This window comes from Massilia genomosp. 1 (assembly GCF_011682185.1).
GTDB classification, from domain to species: domain Bacteria; phylum Pseudomonadota; class Gammaproteobacteria; order Burkholderiales; family Burkholderiaceae_D; genus Telluria_A; species Telluria_A rubra.
On the sequence record NZ_WHJF01000013.1, the window covers coordinates 29,518 to 48,229 of the forward strand.

General features: G+C 64.9%; 14 protein-coding genes. 9 read left to right on the forward strand and 5 right to left on the reverse strand.

What is annotated here, in order from left to right:
- Window position 1: 1 nt before the first annotated feature.
- The 3 genes from F1735_RS07200 to F1735_RS07210 are packed head-to-tail and all read right to left on the reverse strand — an operon-like array spanning window position 2 to window position 3,334.
- On the reverse strand, window positions 2-1,234 hold the full coding sequence (locus F1735_RS07200; RefSeq protein WP_167236297.1) for an SAM-dependent methyltransferase: 1,233 nt from the start codon (window positions 1,232-1,234) through the stop codon (window positions 2-4).
- A complete protein-coding gene (locus F1735_RS07205) occupies window positions 1,231-2,049 on the reverse strand; it encodes a DUF1365 domain-containing protein (protein ID WP_167236298.1) in 819 nt (272 codons plus the stop codon). Before F1735_RS07205 ends, F1735_RS07200 begins: the two co-directional genes overlap by 4 nt.
- Window positions 2,036-3,334, reverse strand: a complete 1,299-nt coding sequence (locus F1735_RS07210) for an NAD(P)/FAD-dependent oxidoreductase (RefSeq protein WP_167236299.1) — start codon at window positions 3,332-3,334, stop codon at window positions 2,036-2,038. Before F1735_RS07210 ends, F1735_RS07205 begins: the two co-directional genes overlap by 14 nt.
- A gap of 302 nt (window positions 3,335-3,636) precedes the next feature.
- Here F1735_RS07210 and F1735_RS07215 point away from each other — a divergent pair, with 302 nt between their 5' ends.
- The 4 genes from F1735_RS07215 to ftsX all read left to right on the forward strand — a co-directional run bounded on the left by F1735_RS07215 (window position 3,637) and on the right by ftsX (window position 7,602).
- The gene (locus F1735_RS07215) at window positions 3,637-4,578 is read left to right on the forward strand and encodes a MerR family transcriptional regulator (RefSeq protein ID WP_167236300.1); all 942 of its coding nucleotides are present in this window, start codon (window positions 3,637-3,639) and stop codon (window positions 4,576-4,578) included.
- 268 nt (window positions 4,579-4,846) lie between these two features.
- On the forward strand, window positions 4,847-6,004 hold the full coding sequence (gene ftsY, locus F1735_RS07220; protein ID WP_167236301.1) for a signal recognition particle-docking protein FtsY: 1,158 nt from the start codon (window positions 4,847-4,849) through the stop codon (window positions 6,002-6,004).
- Window positions 6,005-6,010: 6 nt separating this feature from the next.
- Window positions 6,011-6,685, forward strand: a complete 675-nt coding sequence (locus F1735_RS07225) for a cell division ATP-binding protein FtsE (protein ID WP_167236302.1) — start codon at window positions 6,011-6,013, stop codon at window positions 6,683-6,685.
- Window positions 6,682-7,602: a permease-like cell division protein FtsX gene (gene ftsX / locus F1735_RS07230; RefSeq protein WP_167236303.1), complete on the forward strand. Its 921-nt coding sequence runs from the start codon at window positions 6,682-6,684 to the stop codon at window positions 7,600-7,602. Before F1735_RS07225 ends, ftsX begins: the two co-directional genes overlap by 4 nt.
- Window positions 7,603-7,832: 230 nt before the next feature.
- Here the strand turns inward: ftsX and F1735_RS07235 are convergent, their stop codons facing one another.
- Window positions 7,833-8,636 (reverse strand): PEP-CTERM sorting domain-containing protein, encoded by an 804-nt coding sequence (locus tag F1735_RS07235; protein ID WP_222852956.1) that lies wholly within the window; start codon window positions 8,634-8,636, stop codon window positions 7,833-7,835.
- Between the two features lie 183 nt (window positions 8,637-8,819).
- Window positions 8,820-13,313 carry a putative Ig domain-containing protein gene (locus F1735_RS07240; RefSeq protein ID WP_167236305.1) on the reverse strand — a complete coding sequence of 1,498 codons (4,494 nt, stop codon included), beginning with the start codon at window positions 13,311-13,313 and terminating at the stop codon, window positions 8,820-8,822.
- Between the two features lie 488 nt (window positions 13,314-13,801).
- Between F1735_RS07240 and rpoH the strand changes: the two genes are divergently transcribed.
- The 5 genes from rpoH (at window position 13,802) to ggt (ending at window position 18,691) form a co-directional block, all read left to right on the forward strand.
- Window positions 13,802-14,701 (forward strand): RNA polymerase sigma factor RpoH, encoded by a 900-nt coding sequence (gene rpoH, locus F1735_RS07245; RefSeq protein ID WP_167236306.1) that lies wholly within the window; start codon window positions 13,802-13,804, stop codon window positions 14,699-14,701.
- A 243-nt stretch (window positions 14,702-14,944) separates the two neighbouring features.
- Window positions 14,945-15,436 carry a PEP-CTERM sorting domain-containing protein gene (locus F1735_RS07250; RefSeq protein ID WP_167236307.1) on the forward strand — a complete coding sequence of 164 codons (492 nt, stop codon included), beginning with the start codon at window positions 14,945-14,947 and terminating at the stop codon, window positions 15,434-15,436.
- 157 nt (window positions 15,437-15,593) lie between these two features.
- The gene (locus F1735_RS07255) at window positions 15,594-16,316 is read left to right on the forward strand and encodes a PEP-CTERM sorting domain-containing protein (RefSeq protein WP_229505663.1); all 723 of its coding nucleotides are present in this window, start codon (window positions 15,594-15,596) and stop codon (window positions 16,314-16,316) included.
- Window positions 16,317-16,471: 155 nt separating this feature from the next.
- Window positions 16,472-16,936 carry a hypothetical protein gene (locus F1735_RS07260; protein ID WP_167236308.1) on the forward strand — a complete coding sequence of 155 codons (465 nt, stop codon included), beginning with the start codon at window positions 16,472-16,474 and terminating at the stop codon, window positions 16,934-16,936.
- 6 nt (window positions 16,937-16,942) lie between these two features.
- On the forward strand, window positions 16,943-18,691 hold the full coding sequence (ggt, locus tag F1735_RS07265) for a gamma-glutamyltransferase (RefSeq protein ID WP_167236309.1): 1,749 nt from the start codon (window positions 16,943-16,945) through the stop codon (window positions 18,689-18,691).
- Window positions 18,692-18,712 lie beyond the last annotated feature (21 nt).

Below are 18,712 nucleotides of genomic sequence, written 5' to 3' on the forward strand. Positions count from 1 at the left end.
CTCAGGCTTTCGTCAGGGTGAAGTGCATGACGTCGGTGTTCTTTTCACGGAACGCGGCCTCGCAGTAGCACAGGTAGAACTCCCAGGTGCGGATGAAGCGCTCGTCGAAGCCCTGCGCGCGCACCTGGTCCAGGCGCGCGTGGAACGCCTGGCGCCATTCAAGCAGGGTATCGGCGTAATCGATGCCGAAACGGTGTTGGCTGGTCACGCTCAAGCCATGTTCGAAGGCCATGCGCTCGAACACCGACGGCGACGGCAGCATCCCGCCCGGGAAGATGAACTGCTGGATGAAGTCCGTACCCTTGCGATAGCGCTCGAACAGCTCGTCGGCGATCACGATGGTCTGGATGCAGGCGCGCCCGCCCGGCTTGAGGTTGCGCGCGATGCACTCGAAGTAGCTTGGCCAGTAGCTCTCGCCCACCGCTTCGAACATTTCGATCGAGGCGATCGCATCGTACTGGCCGTCGCTGTCGCGGTAGTCGCACAGGCGCAGGTCGGTGTTGTGCGCCAGGCCGGCCTGGTCGAGGCGCGTTCTGGCGTAGGCCAGCTGCTGCTCCGACAGGGTCAGCCCGGTCACATGGACCTGGCCGTCGCGCGCGGCCAGTTCGGCGAAGCCTCCCCAGCCGCAACCGATTTCCAGCACCTTCTGGCCGGGCGAAACCTCCAGCTGGTGCAGGATGCGGCGGTACTTGGCCTTCTGCGCCTGTTCCAGGTCGCGCCCACTGGCCTCTGTATACAAGGCGCTCGAATAGGTCATCGACGGGTCGAGCCACAATTGGTAGAAGGCGTTGCCGATGTCGTAGTGGGCGTGGATGTTCTTGCGGCTGCCGGACTTGCTGTTGCGGTTCAACAGGTGCTTGATGCGATACGCCAGGCTGCCCCACCAGCTGCCGTAGACCAGCGTTTCGATGGCGGCGCGATTACGCGCCAGCAGCGCGATCAGGCCGGTCAGGTTGTTGGTTTGCCAGTCGCCGTCGATATAGCTTTCGGCAAAGCCGATGTCGCCCGAACGCAGGGCCGCCGAAAAGCAGTTCCAGTTGTTCAGCTCCAGGATCACGGGAACCGGGGCGTCGCCGTAGTGACGCTGCGCGCCGTCCGGCGTAATCAAGGTCAGCGCGCCGTGTTTCAGGTTCTCGAGCAGCTTGAGAATGACTTTGGCGGACGACGGCGCGGGCGTGGCGGCGCGCAGGCGCGGCGCGGCCGGAACAAGCGATGGCAGGGATTGGGAGCTCATCGGGTTACCTTATGTTGGGGTGGAATCGGTTTGGAAAAGAAGGGAACGCGCCGCAGCCACAGGCGCAGCGCTTGAAGATGGATGCGCGCCACCACGCCGGCCGTCATCAGCGGAAAACCGAAGAAGGCGCGCGCCACGCTGGCGCTGGTGATCGGCGCGGCGCTGCCGGACAGGCTGGTTCGCAGCAGTGGTCCGTCGACATCAGCGTCGGCGTCGTCGTAGTCGATGCAGGCCAGCGTACACTCAACTGCCTGGCCGTCGATCATGCGCAGCAGGTGGGTGAAGCGGAAGCGGTAGCCGCCCTGCACTTCGCAGAACGGCGAGACGTGGAACACCTTGCGCGCATGCAGTTCCTGGCCGTTGGCGATGTCGGCGCCGGTGTCGAGCACATACAAGTGGCGTTCGCCGAAGGTATTGCGCACGTCGCACACCAGCGCGCGCAAGGCGCCGTCGCGCCGGTGGCAAAACCAGAACGAGACCGGATTGAACACGAAGCCGAGCACGCGCGGCATGGTTTGCAGCCAGACTTCGCCATCGGCGTCGAGAATGCCTTCCTGGCGCAGCAGGGCGTCGATCCAGTCGACCAGCGGGGCCTTGCCGTCGCCGTGGTCGGCGTCGGAAAACGACAGCAAATTGAAGCGGTTGCGCGAAAACAGCGCGCAGCCGAAGCCCTGCGCGGCCATCGCGCGCAGCGGCAGGCGCACGTAATACGTGGCGTAGGCAAAGGCGTTGAAGACGGGCCGCAGGCGGGTGTGGCGCACCTGGCCGAAGCACAGCTGCGGGCGCGGCTCGGACGCGGGCTCAGGCCGCCGCATGCTGCGTTCCCTGCATCAGGCGCGTCAAGGCGGCGGCGGCGGCCAGGCCCGACTTGAGGCCATCTTCATGAAAGCCGTAGCCGGTCCAGGCGCCGGCGAACCAGGTGTTCTGGCGGCCCTGGAAGTGCGCCAGGCGCCCTTGCGCGGCCACGGCGGCGTCGTCGAACACCGGGTGCGCGTAGTCGAACGACTTGATGATGCGCGCCCGATTCGGCTCGTCGATCGGGTTGAGCGAGACGATCAGCGGCGTCTTGAAGGGCAGCGGCTGCAACTGGTTGAGCAGGTAATGGACGCACACCTGCGGCGTGGCCGACGCCGTGCTCTGGTAATTCCAGGCCGACCAGGCCTTGCGGCTGCGCGGCAGGCAGCTCGCGTCGGTGTGCAGCACGGCGCGGTTGGGCTGGTAGCGCACGGCCGACAGGACCGAGCGCTCGTCTTCGCGCGCGTCGGCCAGCAGCGCCAGCGACTGGTCGCTGTGGCAGGCCATGACGACATGGTCGAACTGTTCGCTGTCAAGGGCCGTATCGACCCGCACCGAACGCGCGCCGCCGGCCGGGTTGCGCGTGACGGAAGTGACCGGCGTGCCGAGGCGGCGCTGGGCAATCGCGGCCAGCAGCTTGTCGACGTAATTGCGCGAGCCGCCGCGCACCGTGTGCCATTGCGGGCGGTCGCTCACCTGCAGCAGGCCGTGGTTGTGGCAGAAGCGGATGAAGGTGGCGACCGGGAAGGCCAGCATCTGCTCAGATGGACACGACCAGATGCAGGCGGCCATCGGCAGCAGGTACCAGGCGCGGAACTGCTCGCTGTAATGGTGCTGGTCGAGGAACTCGCCGAGCGACATGGCCGGCATGCGATTGGCCAGCGCCAGCGCGGTGGCCTGGCGGTTGAAGCGCAGGATGTCGCGCACCATGCGCAAAAAGCGCGGGCGCAGCAGGTTGCCGCGCTGGGCAAACAGGGTGTCGAGATTGCTGCCGGCCCATTCCAGCACGCGCGCGCCGGCTTCGGGCCCGAGCGGCAGCTTGACCGAGAACGACATGTCGCTCGGCGCCGTTTCCACGCCAAGCTCGACGAACAGGGCGATCAGCTGCGGGTAGGTGCGCTCGTTGAACACCAGGAAACCGGTGTCCACGCCGTGCGTGACGCCGTCCAGGGTCACGTCCACGGTGTTGCTGTGGCCGCCAAAGTAAGCCCCCGCCTCGTACAGGCTCACCTCCGCCCCGCCATGGACAAGCCGGTACGCACACGACAAACCGGAAATCCCCGCCCCAATCACTGCTATCTTCATCACATCCACCTGTTTTCTTGTTTTGTCTAGGACAAACTCACCACCTGACGGATAATCCGACAAATAATGAAGGATGTCAACGATTTGTCCATGACAAACTGAGTTAGTATGGATTTATACGCACCGGGTAGGAAATTGGATTCAAGAAATGCGATTTCGTACGAAGCTGCAACAGCACCAGGCATGGCATCATGTCGGGCTCAGATCCCGGCATGAAAACAAGCTGATACAAAGAGTAGTTTTCTGTATATCATTTCAACTTACAATCAGGACGATGTCCTGAACAAACCATGAATGCGACAATGAGCCAAGCATCGACCACTGCCGTTTTCAGCAGCATCAGCGATGTTGAACGGGACACCGGCATCCCCAAGGAAACCCTGCGCGTGTGGGAACGGCGCTATCAGTTTCCGCAGCCGCAGCGCGACGCCAACGGCGAGCGCCTGTATCCGCTCGAGCAGGTGGCGCGCCTGCGCGTGGTCAAGCGCCTGCTCGACATGGGCTACCGGCCCGGCAAGATCATGCACTTGAGTACCGATGAGCTGAGCAATATGGCCAGCAAGTCCGGCGCCGGCTCGATCGCCGGCGACGCCGACGACCCGGTGCTGCGCCAGTGCCTGGCCATGATCAAGGCACACCAGATGCACGAGCTGCGCCAGAAAATGGCCCAGTCCCTGCTGCAACTGGGCTTGCGCCGCTTCGTGCTGGAACTGGTGGCGCCCCTGACCACGCTGGTCGGCGAAACCTGGGCCGCCGGCGGCCTGGCCATCTTCGAAGAACACCTGTTCGCCGAACTGCTGCAAAGCGCGATGAGAAACGCCATCTTTTCGGCCAACCAGCAGGTGGGCCAGAGCGACGCCACCCCGCGCATCCTGCTCACCACCGTGCCCCAGGAACGCCACGGCCTGGGCCTGTTGATGGCCGAGGCCCTGTTCGCGCTGGAAGGAGCGCACTGCGTCTCGCTGGGCGTGCAGACCCCGCTGGCCGACATCGTCGACGCGGCGCGGGTGCAGCGCGCCGACATCGTGGCGCTGTCGTTTTCGAGCGTGATGTCGCCGCGCGCGGCGGTCGACAATGTGATCGAGCTGCAAAGCCGGCTGGGCGAACGGGTACAGGTGTGGGCCGGTGGCAGCTGCGCGGCGCTGGCGCGGCGCCATCTCGGGCCGGACCGGGTGCTCGACCTGCACGATATCGATGCGGCGGTGGAACGCTGGCGGGCGCAAAACACGGCCGTTGCGAGTTAGAGCCTATCTCAGTAGATCGGAGTCGCTGCTGGCGCGCCTGGCAAGCGAGTGCCGCGTTGCTCGTCGTTGCATGGCTAGCCATGCGGCCTCCTCGCGCCTTGCCCTCGCTTGCCATGCATCGCCATCAGCTTCCCCAAATCTACTGAGATAGGCTCTTAGGCAGTCCGGCCGGGGAAACCCCGCCCTGCTCTGGTAAAATACGCGGCATCGATTTCGTCGTGCCCGGCGCCGCCGGGCATCAGCATGCTGCGCCCTCCACCACATTCCCATGTTTAGTTTTTTTAAGAAAAAACCACCCGCTCCCGATCTTCCGCCGCCAACGCCCGCAGCTCCCTCTCCGCCCGCACCAGGCGCGCCAGTCACGCCCGTGGTGGCCGCCGTGGCCGAATCGCCGCCCGCAGCCGCTCCCGCCCCGCCGCCAACGCGCCGCTACGGCGCCACCTCGACCTTCGTGGCGCCGCCCGTGCCGGCCTTCGGCACCGAACTGATCGCCGAAACCGCCGAGCGCCTCGGCAACGACGCCGACAGCAAGAGTTCCTGGATGGCGCGCCTGAAAGCGGGCCTGTCCAAGACTTCCAGCAACCTGAGCCTGCTGTTCGTCGGCGCCCGCATCGACGAAGACCTGTACGAGGAACTCGAAGCGGCGCTGCTCATGTCCGACGCCGGCATGGACGCCACCGATTTCCTGCTCACCGAGCTGCGCCGCAAGGTCAAGGAAGACAAGCTGGTCGATGCCGCCGCCGTGAAAGCGGCGCTCAAGGTGCTCATGACCGACATGCTGCGCCCGCTGGTCAAGCCGCTCGAACTGGGCCGCCACCAACCGCTGGTGATGATGATCGCGGGCGTGAACGGCGCCGGCAAGACCACCACCATCGGCAAGCTCGCCAAGCACATGCAGAAGTACGAGCAATCGGTGCTGCTGGCCGCCGGCGACACCTTCCGCGCCGCCGCGCGCGAACAATTGATGGTCTGGGGCCAGCGCAACAATGTCACCGTGATCGCCCAGGAGTCGGGCGACCCGGCCGCCGTCGCCTTCGACGCGGTCCAGTCGGGCAAGGCGCGCAAGATGGACGTGGTCATGGTCGACACGGCCGGCCGCCTGCCGACCCAGCTGCACCTGATGGAAGAACTGAAAAAGATCAAGCGCGTGATCGGCAAGGGCATGGATGGCGCCCCGCACGAAGTGTTGCTGGTCATTGACGGCAACACCGGCCAGAACGCGCTGGCCCAGGTCAAGGCCTTCGACGACGCCCTGCAACTGACCGGACTGGTCATCACCAAGCTCGACGGCACCGCCAAGGGCGGCGTGCTGGCCGCGATTGCCCGCACCCGCCCGATCCCCGTGTACTTCATCGGGGTCGGCGAAAAAATCGAAGACCTGCAACCGTTCAGCGCCGACGAATTCGTCGAGGCGCTGCTGGGATAAGCATTCATGATCGAATTCCGGCTTGTTTCCAAGACCTACCCGGGCGACGCCATCGCCCTGCGCGAAGTGACCCTGAACATCGCCCGCGGCGAGCTGGTCTACCTGGCCGGCCCGTCCGGCGCCGGCAAGTCGACCCTGCTGAAGATGATCGCGGCCATGGAACGCCCCACCTCGGGCAGCGTGCTGGTCAACGACCAGGATATCGGGCGCATGAAAAACGCCAGCCTGCCCTACCTGCGGCGTAAGCTCGGCCTGATTTTCCAGCAGCAGCGCCTGCTGACCGACCGCTCGATCCTGGCCAACACCATGCTGCCGCTGCTGGTGACCGGGGCCTCGAAGGCCGAGGCCGAACTGCGGGCCCGCGCCGCGCTCGAGAAAGTCGGGCTGGAAGCTCGCGCGCTGGCGCGCCCGCTCGAACTGTCGGGCGGCGAGCAGCAGCGCGTGGCGATCGCGCGCGCCATCGTCAACCGCCCGCAGATCATCCTGGCCGACGAACCGACCGCCAACCTGGACCGCGCCAGCGCCGACAAGGTGCTCGACGCCCTGCGCGCCTTTCATTCGGTGGGCGTGACCTGCCTGATCGCCACCCACGACGAACTGGTGCTGTACGACGCCGCGCGCCAGAACAGCGCGCGCGTGATCCGGCTCGACCACGGCGCCGTGGTGGGAGACGCCACATGAAGCGCTGGTTCCGCCAACACAGTTTCGCCATCGGCTCGGCGCTCGGCCAGCTGGGCAAGTCGCCGCTCAGTTTCCTGTTCAATGTGATCGTGGTGGCCATCGCGCTCACGCTCCCGTTCGCCGGATTGACCCTGCTCGACAATGTGCGGCCGATGTCCGAGCAGCTCTCGGTCGAGCCCGAAATCAGCGTGTTCGCCAAAGCCGACACCACGCGCGCGCAGGCGCTGGCGATGGAACCGGCGATCCGCGCCATCCTGGCCGATCCCACCTCGCGCATCGTGTTCGTGCCGCGCGAACAGGCGCTCGAGAGCTTGAACAGCAAGACCGGGCTGACCGACGTGCTGGCCACCTTGGGCGAAAATCCCCTGCCGGACGGCTATGTGCTCAAACTCGACAGTTTCAGGACGGTGAGCGAAGCGGGCAGCGTCGACGCCATCGCCGCGCGCCTGCGCACCGTGGCCGGCGTGGACGCGGTGCAGGTCGATTCGGCCTGGGTCAAGCGCCTGGCCGCCCTGCTGCGCGTGCTGCGCCTGATCTTGCTGCTGCTGGCCGTCACGCTCGGGATGGTGGTCATCGCGGTAGTGTTCAATACGATCCGCCTGCAAGTGCTGACCCAGCGCGACGAGATCGCCGTGAGCAAGCTGATCGGCGCGACCGACGGCTTTATCCACCGGCCCTTCTATTACACCGGCGGCTTGCTGGGCTTGTGCGCCGGCGCGGTGGCGCTTGGCGCGGTGACCTTGTCGCTGCAGCCGCTCAATACGGCCATCGGCGAATTCGCGCGCCTGTACGGCTCCGCGTTCCAGCTGGCGCCGCTCAACCCTCTGTTCATGGGCTTGCTGCTGGCGGTCAGCGCCGCGCTCGGCCTGGCCGGGGCGGTGCTGTCGGTGCGCAGACATCTGGCGCGCCTGCGCTAAGAGCCTATCTCAGTCGAAGAAAGTCAGACGAACAGCCCGTGCCGAACCGGCCGATGAACATCGGCTGAACACGCTCCTGACGACCTGCGCGGCCTGCGGGCAGCCGATGCGGGCCTGCGGGCGTTGCTGGCCGAGGTGGCCGCCGCTCTACCGGGCGTGCCGCATACCTTGACACGCATCGAAGGTGCTATTGAGAAAAAAACAGTGTTTGGACGCAGACAAGGACGTCTTTATCGCCCCATCCGACTGGCGCGGCGGCTTGCAAAACCGGCAATGCCGAGTCCGGCCAGAAGCATCATCCAGGAAGACGGTTCCGGTACCGCGCCCGCCGCGTCGTAGAGAAAACTCCTGGCGTTTGCCTCCACGAAATTTGTGGTGCTGTAGGCGTAGACATTCGATACTGTGAGTTCAAGCCGCTTCATATAGCTTGGCCCTGACTCTGAATACCAGCTTCCCCGATCTGTTAGGTGTTGCCAGTTGCCTCCCAGATTAGTTCGTGCCCCCAAGCCGCCGTCCGAAATACCCCCGGGTATGCCTTGCGTTCCACCGCCGCTAAGGTCGGCGGAAAAAATGACAGCCGTATTGGGTGACAATATGAAAGGAATCGAGCCAGTCGACGATTGTGCAGTCCAGCGCGAGGGGCTTTCCGTACCCGGTGCCTCTGTGGCGGACGTCACCGACGTGTGCAGTGTCAGTTCCTTCCCCAGTGCGCCAGTGACGCTGGCCGATCCGCTGCCGTGCAGCTTGGTCATGCTCACGGATAAAGGTTCGAGCAGGCGGGTTCCGCGTGCGGATACCTCATCGTAAACCTGCCGTGCTGGAATGTCGCCGAGCACATAGACCGTGGAATCCATGCGGTGCCCTGCAGGCGCTACGGCTTGCCAGATCAGCGATGCCACAACCCCGTCGTTGGGATTGAGATCAATCAACTGATATGAAAAATTGGAAATGGTGCTCGAGGCCGTCATGTGGGCGCTGGCCGCACCGGATACCAGACCACAGATGAGTCCAAACATACAGGTTTGCTTCAACATCATGCCCCCTTGAAATTAACTTAGAGACAATTTTACCTTAAAAGCCACATAAAAAGCGGGTTTTTGCAGCGTAAGCGGTTTTAAAGTGTGGCAAGCTAAATTTGCCTTCCAAGAAAAAATGGCCGCTTGCGCGGCCATCAAGACAATCGAAGGGGCCGCGCCATGCGGCCCCTTTTGCATGGCTTAGATCAGGAACCCGGAACCATCGGCCAGGTTGATCGCCGAAGTCAGGTACTGGCCGTCGCCGAAGCTGCCGCTGCCGATGATGTTCAAGGCCGGTACCTGGGCCACATTGGCCAGGGTGCCGGCCGTGGCGTACTGCTGCGCCAGGTCGCCGCCGACGGCCATATTGCCGCCCGCCTTGATCCAGGCGCCGGCCAGCTCGGGCGCCAGGCTCCAGCTGGCCAGCGCCGGATCGGCCAGCAGCGCCTGCTCGAACTTGCCGGCCAGCGCATCGAAGTTGAACAGCTGGATTTTCTGGCTGTTCATGGCCAGCGGCGAAGCGGCCAGGAAATCGCTGCTGCCATCGATGAAGATCTGCAACTTGCCCACGCTGTGGTTGCTGGCCGATGCGAACCAGTTCTTCAGGTTGATCTGCTCGCCGGCGCCGGTACCGAACACCAGGTCGCTGCCCGCCTTCTTGAACGTCAAATCGGCGTAGGTGATGCCGCGTCCCAGCGAAATCACATTGTCGGCAATGCTGCCCGGGGTGACCGTATCGCTGCCATCGCCACGGTTGAAGGCAATGATGTCGATCCCGTTGCCGGTCGTGATGATGTCGTTGCCGGCGCCGCCGATGTACATCTCGTTACCCGCACCGCCGCTGAGCGTGTCGGTGCCGCTGCCGCCGTCGAACAGGCCCTTGCCCAGGGTATCGACCAGGCTGTCGTTGCCGGCGCCGCCCTGCAGCAGGTCGTTGCCGCCGTTGCCGTTGAGGAAGTTATTCCCGCTATTGCCATACAAGACGTTATCAACGCCATTGCCGTAGCCGGCCAGCGCGCCGGCACCGCCCAATACCAGTACCTCGGCATTGACGGGCAGGGTGTAGCCGACCGACACCACCAGCGTGTCGCGCCCTTCGTTGGCCAGTTCGACCACCTGGTCGCCGGCCGCATCGACCAGGTAGCGGTCGTCGCCGCTTCCGCCGGCCATGCGGTCGGCGCCCAGGCCGCCGTCGAGCAGGTCGTTGCCGCCCAGGCCGTTGAGCTGGTCATTGCCGGCCTGGCCCGACAAGGTGTCGCCGGCCGACAAGCCGCTGAGCACATCGGCATCGATCGTACCGGCCAGGTTGCGCACCGCATCGGCTGCGATGTTGAGCTTGAAACCGATGGCGCCGGTCAAGCCGGCGCTGTCGGTCGCGCCCAGCACCAGCGACAGGGTCGAGGCGGCCCCGGCCAGCGGCGTGCCGGACAGGGTGCGGGTCAGCGGATCGAAGCTGAGCCACGACGGCAAGGCGGCGCCGCCCGACTGGCTCAGCCTGTAGGTGAGGGCATCGCCGTCCGGGTCGATCAGGGTGCGGGCCGGCAGCACGCTGGAAAACGCCGTATCGAGCGCCGCGTTGAGGGTGCCGGGCGCCTCGCTCGCTTGCGGCGCCCGGTTGGCATTTTTGACGACGATATCGATGTTGCTCGATACCGTCAGGCCACCCTGGTCGGTGGCCGTCGCCACCACTTGGTAGGTGCCGGCGCGCTCGTAATCGGTCACGGCCTTCAGCGTTTCCTTGCCGTCGAACCAGAGCCACGAGGGCAGCGCGCTGCCGTCCGCCATGCGCAGCTTGACGCTCAGGGTGTCGCCGATGTCGGCGTCGGCAAAGGTCGGCGTGCGCACGCTGAACCCGCTGTTTTCGTAGGTCGTGACGGGCTTGAGCGCCAGCGCGACGGTCGGCGCCCTGTTGGCGGCGCCCACGGCCAGGATGAAGTCATCCGTGGCATGCAGCCCGGCCTGGTCTTTCGCGGTGACGCGCAGCGGGAAGCTGGCCTGCAAGCCCTGCGGGACCGTGCCCTCCAGCATGCCGATGGCGGCATCAAAATGGAGCCAGTCGGGCAGCGCCGAGCCGTTACTTTGCGCCATCATCAGGCTCAGCACGTCGCCCGCGTTGGGATCGCTGAACATGCCCGATGGCAAGGTCAGCTTGAAATGCTGGCCCGGCGTTCCTGCCTGGTCGGCCAGCGGCAATTTGAGCACGGGCGCCTGGTTGAAGTAATCGCTGGGGTAGCCGACACTGCCATCGGCAAAGTCGATGCGCTTGATGGCGCTCTCGGTGCCCGGCGCGCCGCCAGTGCTGAGCAAAATGGCGTCGCCCTGCTTGCCATAGGCGAGCTCGAGACTGTTGCCCATCGGCGTCAGGCGCAGGTCGGCGGACGTGATGCCGGCGCCGAAGCGCAGCGTGTTGCCCACGCCGCTGGTCTCGCGCGTGTCGATCAGCAAGTCGCGCCCGTCGCCCAGGTTGAACACATAGGTATCGGAGCCCTCCGCGCCGACCAGCTGGTCGTTGCCGCGCCCGCCGATCAGGGTGTCGTCGCCGCCCTTGCCGTACAGGATGTCGTCGCCGCCCCTGGCGTCGAGGACGTCATTGCCCTCGCCGCCGCTCATGGTATCGCCCATGTCGGTGCCCTGGTTCGAGCGCTGCGCGATGGCTGCCGCGTCCCACTTGCTGCCGTCGGCGAAGCGGATTTCTTTCAGCCGCATATTGGTGTCGTACATCGGGTCGTTCCAGACGTAGGCCTGCAAGGTGATTTGCTGGTCCGGCGCGCCGTCGACCGTCAGCACCAGGTCGTCGAAGCCGCCGCGGCTGATGCGCTGCAGATGCACTTCCTCGGGACGGATACCGTCGGTGAAGACGATGCTCTGGTAACGCAGTTCCGGCGTTCTGAGATTGTTGAAAATCATGTCACGGCCGTCGCCGCGCGCGAACACATAGGTGTTGTTGCCGGCATTGTCGTCCAGGTAGTCGTCGCCCTGGCCGCCGTTGAGGGTGTCGTCGCCCTCGCCGCCGAGCAGCGCATCGACGCCGGCACCGCCCAGCAGCAGGTCGTTGCCCTGCATGCCGTGGAGAATGTCGTGGCCGCCGCGGCCGTCGATACGGTCGTTGCCGGCGGTGCCGCGAAGGTCATTATTATCGTCGTTACCGGTCAACAGCATACTGTCGATGAGCGCTTTGTCCCAGCGGGTGCCGTCGGCGAACTGCAGCGCGATGGCAGGCCCTTGCGCGTCCATCGGCGGAAAATAGGCGCCCACCCGCAGGCTGGCCCCGGCCCCTCCTACGTTGATCAGCAACTCGGGGCCCTGGCCGCCATTGCTGCGGGTCAGGACGATATCGGCCGCGCCGATGCCCGCTTCCAGCAGCACCGTGGTGACGCCGCCGACCCCGTACATCGGGAACAGCTCGTCATGACCGGAGGCGCGTCCGAACAGCAGCGTGGCGTTGCCCTCGCCGAGCATGATGCGGTCGTTGCCGGCGCCGCCGTCGGCGACATCGTTGCCCTGGAAGACATCGAGCATGTCATTGCCGTCGCCGCCGACCAGCAGGTCGTCGCCATTCTGGCCGGACAGGGTATCGTCGCCGCCGCCGCCGCGCAGGATGTCACTGCCATAGGTGCCATTGAGGGAATCGGCGCCCTCGGTACCGCTGACGGTGTTGACCGGCATCGCGCCCTGGGCCCGCATGTCGATCGTCGCCTTGTTCATCACGCTGCCGTCGGCGAAGTGGATGCTCACCGTGCGCTGCGCAAGGAAGTAATCCTTGACCGTCAGGCGCTCGCCGCTCAGCGGCAGTTCCAGCACCAGGTCCGGGCTGTTCGGGCTGGTACGCAGCACCGTCAGGGTAGCGGCCTGGACCCCGGCCGTCATATCGATGGTCAGCACATCTCCCTGGCCGTACTTGGGCGCGTCGATGCTGTCATTCCCGCTGCCATGGCCGAATCGGTAGGTGTCGTACCCGCCGTCGCCGTTGAGCAGGTCGTTGCCGGCGCCGCCATCGAGAAAATCGTTGCCGAAGCCGCCGGCCAGGCTGTCGTCGCCGCTGCCGCCAAGCAGCACATCGTTGCCGTAGGAACCGAGCAGGGTATCGTTGCCGCTGCCGCCGAGCAGCACGGACGGGCCGTTGGCGTACAGCATGTCGTTGCCGCCAGCGCCGTCGAGGAACGGGCCGTTCATCGTATTATCCTGCTCGTCGAGCACCAGCATCGGCCGGTCCTGCATCGCCACCCTGGTCTGGATCGCCTGGATATCCCAGCCGGCGCCGTCGGCGAAGCGGATGACGCTGATCGGATAGCCCCAGGCCATGCCGCCGCTGTACGACATGTCTTGACCGAAAAAGCGATGGACGGTCAAGCGGTCCTCGGTACCGGCGATGGCGAGCACCAGATCGTCGTTGTAGCGGGTCAGGCGCAGGTCGGAGGCGGACACGCCCTCGCCCAGTTGCAGCACGTTCAGGCCGGCATCGCGCGGGCCGCCAGAGACGATGATGTCCTGGCCGGCGCCGCGCCCCCAGCGGTAGGTATTGGCGCCGAGCGAGCCGTCCAGGATATCCTTGCCGGCGCCGCCGTCGAGGGTGTCGTTGCCGTCGCCGCCGAACAGGAAGTCGTCACCGCCTTTTCCGTTGATCACGTCCGGCCCCGATCCGCCATTCAGTTGGTTATTATTGTCGTCGCCGTCAATGATGATGATCGGAGTCATGGTGTCTTTCAAAAATGTTGAGATGTCATTGTTTTAAAGAAATTCTTTCACTCTGTCAATACAACTTCCTACATTTGGATTTATCCGTCGCGGGTACGCAACGACGCCGGCGCGCCGCCAGCGTGTGTGACCGTACAGACCGCCCGCGCCGCTTGCGCGATACTGGCGCCTGGCATCAAACAGCACTGCCCCGGCGCAAACAAATAGCGATGGGCCTCTGCCCTGGCTTGATCCGTAGCAAGGCGTAAATGCAGTCCTCCACTAGAGTGAAGCTTGCCAATTTATGCTTACCTCCAAGCAATAACATTTCGCTATCACTGCCATACATTCTGCGCATTGGCACTCCTCCCCAGAGAGTGCTAATATAGGGACTTGCATGGCGGGGAAGACCCGAAGCCACCGCTGGCATCAGATCGCAACAATCGCCCCCGGACCCGTCTCCGGCCCGGGCATTCGATGATGCAGCACAGAACTCTACGAGGAAATACATGATGACGTTGTCCGCACAATCCGCATTGGTTCCGACCGGCAATCGTGCTTTAGGACTCGGTTTCACCGGCAACCTGGGCAATATCGACGCCTATATCTCGGCGGTGAACCGCCTGCCGATGCTGACCCACGAAGAAGAGATTTCCCTGGCCCAGCGCCTGCAAAAGAACAACGACCTGGCCGCCGCGCAAGAGCTGGTGCTGTCGCACCTGCGCCTGGTGGTGTCGATCGCGCGCGGCTACCTTGGCTATGGCTTGCCGCACGCCGACCTGATCCAGGAAGGCAATATCGGTCTGATGAAAGCGGTCAAGCGTTTCGACCCGGACCAGGGCGTGCGCCTGGTGTCGTACGCCATGCACTGGATCAAGGCCGAGATGCATGAGTACATCCTGAAGAACTGGCGCCTGGTCAAGGTCGCCACGACCAAGGCCCAGCGCAAGCTGTTCTTCAACCTGCGCAGCAACAAGCAGGGGCTCGACGCCATGAGCCCGAGCCAGATCGATGCGCTGGCCAAGCTGCTCGACGTCAAGCGCGAAGAAGTGATCGAGATGGAAACGCGCCTGTCGGGCCGCGACATCGCGCTCGAAGCGCCGACCGACGACGAAGACGACAAGTTCTCGCCGATCGCCTACCTGTCGTCGGACCTGTCCGAGCCGACCAAGGTGCTCGAAGCCGAACAGGTCACGCGATTGCAGTCCGAAGGCCTGGAAACCGCGCTGGGCAAGCTCGACGCCCGTTCGCGCCGCATCGTCGAAGCGCGCTGGCTGGCCAACGACGACGGCTCGGGTGCGACCCTGCACGCCCTGGCCGACGAATTCGGCGTCTCGGCCGAGCGCATCCGCCAGATCGAAAGCGCGGCGCTCAAGAAGATGAAAGCGGCACTTTCGGCATTTATCTGAGAACAATGCACGTCCGGCGCCCCGCGCCGATGCCGCCTGGTGTAGACTAGGCGGCATTTTTTTTGCCGGTACAATTCATCAAGCTTGTACAAGTCAATACACTTGATTACATATTTATAATTCGACTTTGACGTATCATGCATACCGTGCCGATATGCGAGCGCGGCAATACCGGGCCCCGAGCGCTGCGCTGCGCGCCGTCACAGCCTTTTTCACAGCCAAACATGAATAGGTAGTCTGCAAATGAAATACTTAACATGGACACGACCTCTGGCCGCCCTGCTGCTGGCGCCCGGCCTGGCCGGCGCCGCTCCGGCCCTGATCGAGTCCCCTGCCCTGAATAATGTGAGCAAACACTATGCCAGCCATGCCGGCATCGAACTGGCCGACGTGCGTTCCAGCCGCGGCCTGGCCGACGTCACCCGCGCCATGCACCTGCGCCCGGGCGACGTGCTGGGCGAAAACGAGCACCATGTCGCCAGCGCCCTGAGCGTGGTTGCCAACAGCAATCTGAGCGCCTGGAGCACGCCCACCCTGCGCCAGGCTTACCCGGATGGACGCATCAGCTTCGACAAGCAGGCGCGCAGCGCCTTCGACACGGCCGGCACGCGCGCCAGCGTGGCCTCGCAATCGGTGCCGGAACCGGAAACCTACGTCATGCTCGCCGTCGGCGTGGCCGTCATCGTCCTCACGCGCGGCACCCGCAAGCGCCTGCAAGACAGTCTCGACGCGTAAGGCCGGGCTGCCGCGATCCTGCCGGCGGCGCCTGTTGCCCCCAATATCTTTCTTACAATGTTGTCCTATGACGCGCGGCTAGCCCTCGATTATGATGGCGACTTGAAAACGCCGTGGGGCGTTCATCGATGTGATGACATGAAAAGGAATGGGACCAATGAACCTGATTACATTGCAGATGGGTGCGGTCGCGCTGGCTTTCGCGTGCGCTACCGCAACGGCGGCGCCGACCGTCATCGAAGCTAAAACCTTCACTTTCAGCAATCCTGATGCGAACCTGGCCGACCTGCTGGTATCCGATACCGGCAGCGCGACGACCATCCGATTCAGCGATTTTGCCAGCAGCATGGCCGTCAAAAGCAGCGAGGCCGACGGCACTGACTACTCGGGCGAGATGCGCTTTGCCGCGCATTCGGGCTACCTGATCACCGGCTATTCCTTTTCCGCCAGCTTCGCCGGCACGCTCGACGCCGCCGTGCCGCCGGGCGGCCTGGCCGGGGCCGGCACAGCGAGCAACCGCGGCTCGGTCAGCCTGTTCGCCAGCGGCGCCGACAACTGGAGCCGCAACGGCAACCGCCAGGTCAAACTGCTCAAGGGGAACGACGCCTTCGTCTTCAGCGCGGGCAACATCATGCTCGCGCAGATGAGCATGTCCCTGAACGGCAGCATGACCGTGTTCGCCACGCCGGCCAGCTGGACCACGCCGGACGGCGTCGTCCACCGCCAGGATTCCCTGGCCGGCCTGACCCTGCTGAACCCGACCCTGACCGTCTACACCAGCGCCGTGCCGGAACCGGAAACCTACGCCATGCTGGCGCTGGGCCTGGCCGTGATCGGCCTGACCCGCCGTCGCCGGCAAGGCCGCGCCGCGCAGGCGTAATTGCCCACGGGCCAGCGCCGGCTGGCCCGGCGTTTATCCATCGCAAGGCAAGCGCGCGGCAGCCCTGCCGCGCGCCGACTCGTCAATTGCGCGGCCACACAATGGCGAAATTGATATGATCTATGATCGGCTTTCCCACTACTGAGGAGCCCATCATGAACAAGCTGCTTTTCGCGTTCGCCGCCGCCTGTGTGTTTACCGGGTCCACCGCCGCACAAATGAAGGCACCGCCGAAGGAAGCGCTGATGCACCGCCAGAACAACCAGACCGTGGTCTTGTGGCCACAGACCAGCGTCACGCTGGCGCCGGACACCGTCCTGTTTTTCGAGCGCGTCGACGACAGCCGTTGCCCGCCCGACGTGTTCTGCATCACGGCCGGCAAGATCGTCTACCACTTCAGCCTGACCTTTCCCACCGGCCAAGACACCCTGATCGTTACCACCGGCCAAGAGCCGTTCGACCTGGAACCGGCCAAGCCGACCTACATCTCGGTGCAGCGGCCCGACCTGGTGATTACCCTGGCCACGATCCCGCCGCCACCGCAGCCGAGCAATACGCCGCCGCCCCCGCCGTCACCGGTGCGCCTGACCGTCAGCCAAGCTCCCTCCGAAAGCCGATAAGTCCCCATGAGCCACGCCGCCCGCCGCTTCGCCCTCGCCTGCACCATCGTCCTGATCATTCCACTGGGCCATGCCAGGACCCCGGTGGCAAGCGGCACCGGCGGCGCGGTCGCCACCATCAGCGAACAAGCGTCGCAGTCGGCCATGGCGATCCTCGACAAGGGCGGCAATGCGGTCGACGCCGCCGTTGCGGCGGCCGCCACCCTGGGCGTGACCGATCCCTACAGCTGCGGCATCGGCGGCGGCGGCTTCATGATGATTTACCTGGCCAAAGACAAACGCGTGATCACGGTCGACCACCGCGAAACGGCGCCAGCGAGCGTCACCCCCGGCGTATTCCAGGAAAACGGCAAGGACAGCGACCTCGACGCCACCATCGCCAGCGGCGCCTCGGTCGGCGTGCCCGGCACCGTGCGCGGCTGGCACGAAGCACTGAGCCGCTACGGCACCATGTCGTTCAAGCAGGTGCTGGCGCCCGCCATCGGCGTGGCCAGCAAAGGTTTTCCGGTGAGTGAAAACTTCAGGCGCATCAGCGCCGAGAACCAGAAAAAGCTCCAGATGTTTACCAGCAGCAGCGCCTTGTACTTCAAGGATGGCAAGCCGCTCGCGCTCGGCGCCGTGCTGAAAAGCCCGGGCCTGGCCAAGGCCTACCGCGACATCGGCGCGCAAGGCCAGAAAGCCTTTTACCAGGGCCCGATGGCGCGCGCCATCGTCGAGGCCGTGGCCCGGCCGCCGGTGCCCCCCGGGGTGCGCGTGCGCGCCGGCGCGATGACCATGGCCGACCTGGCCAACTACGAAGCGCGTATCCGCCAGCCGGTCAAGACCACGTACCGCGGCTACGACATCGTCGGCATGCCCTTGCCGAGCAGCGGCGGCATCGCCATCGGCGAAGCGCTCAACCTGCTCGAAGGCTACAACCTCAAGGCGCTGCCGCGCGCCAGCGCCGAACATCTCTTTATGGAAGCGAGCCGCCTGGCCTTTGCCGACCGCAACGCCTACCTGGCCGATCCCGAGTATGTGGACGCGCCGGTGGCCGGCCTGCTCAGCAAGGAATACGCGGCACGCCGGCGCACCGCCATGAACGCCGAGCGCGCCGGGCCCAAGGTACTGGCGGGCGACCCGTATCCCTTCCAGAGCGACCCCAGCGTGCCGCAGCGTCCGCATGCGGCGCGCCTGATGGCCGAGAATGCCCACACCACCCACCTGGCCGTGTCCGACAAGGAGGGCAATATCGTCGCCTATACCTTCACCATCGAAGCGTGGGGCGGCAGCGGCATCGTGGTGCCCGGTTACGGCTTTTTGCTCAACAACGAAATGACCGATTTCGACTTCGGCGGCCCGCACCCCAACGTACCGGAAGCGGGCAAGCGCCCGCGCAGCAGCATGGCGCCGACGATGGCGTTCAAGAATGGCAAGCCGGCGTTTACGGTCGGCAGCCCGGGCGGCGCCACCATCATCACGACGGTGCTGCAAACCATCGTCAACCACGTCGATTTCGGCATGCCGATGGACAAGGCCATTAATGCCCCGCGCCTGAGCCAGCGCAACGATGCGAGCACCGAGATCGAACCGGGATTTGCCGGCAGCGCGCAGGCGCTGGCACTGGACAAGCTGGGCTACAAGTGGGCCGCCAAGCCGGAGGAAATCGGCGCCGCCAACGCCATCGTGTTCAATGCCGACGGCACGGTGACGGCCGTGAGCGAAGGCAGGCGCCACGGCGTGGGCAGCGCGCTGGTGCAGAAAAGTGCGCACTAGCCCGGGCAGGCGGCCGGCCGC

Bases quoted from the DNA above. Each gene is read 5' to 3' on its own strand.
- F1735_RS07200 (WP_167236297.1), bottom strand. From the start codon at position 1,234: ATGAGCTCCCAATCCCTGCCATCGCTTGTTCCGGCCGCGCCGCGCCTG.
- F1735_RS07205 (WP_167236298.1), bottom strand. From the start codon at position 2,049: ATGCGGCGGCCTGAGCCCGCGTCCGAGCCGCGCCCGCAGCTGTGCTTC.
- F1735_RS07210 (WP_167236299.1), bottom strand. From the start codon at position 3,334: ATGAAGATAGCAGTGATTGGGGCGGGGATTTCCGGTTTGTCGTGTGCG.
- F1735_RS07215 (WP_167236300.1), top strand. From the start codon at position 3,637: ATGAGCCAAGCATCGACCACTGCCGTTTTCAGCAGCATCAGCGATGTT.
- ftsY (WP_167236301.1), top strand. From the start codon at position 4,847: ATGTTTAGTTTTTTTAAGAAAAAACCACCCGCTCCCGATCTTCCGCCG.
- F1735_RS07225 (WP_167236302.1), top strand. From the start codon at position 6,011: ATGATCGAATTCCGGCTTGTTTCCAAGACCTACCCGGGCGACGCCATC.
- ftsX (WP_167236303.1), top strand. From the start codon at position 6,682: ATGAAGCGCTGGTTCCGCCAACACAGTTTCGCCATCGGCTCGGCGCTC.
- F1735_RS07235 (WP_222852956.1), bottom strand. From the start codon at position 8,636: ATGTTGAAGCAAACCTGTATGTTTGGACTCATCTGTGGTCTGGTATCC.
- F1735_RS07240 (WP_167236305.1), bottom strand. From the start codon at position 13,313: ATGACTCCGATCATCATCATTGACGGCGACGACAATAATAACCAACTG.
- rpoH (WP_167236306.1), top strand. From the start codon at position 13,802: ATGATGACGTTGTCCGCACAATCCGCATTGGTTCCGACCGGCAATCGT.
- F1735_RS07250 (WP_167236307.1), top strand. From the start codon at position 14,945: ATGAAATACTTAACATGGACACGACCTCTGGCCGCCCTGCTGCTGGCG.
- F1735_RS07255 (WP_229505663.1), top strand. From the start codon at position 15,594: ATGAACCTGATTACATTGCAGATGGGTGCGGTCGCGCTGGCTTTCGCG.
- F1735_RS07260 (WP_167236308.1), top strand. From the start codon at position 16,472: ATGAACAAGCTGCTTTTCGCGTTCGCCGCCGCCTGTGTGTTTACCGGG.
- ggt (WP_167236309.1), top strand. From the start codon at position 16,943: ATGAGCCACGCCGCCCGCCGCTTCGCCCTCGCCTGCACCATCGTCCTG.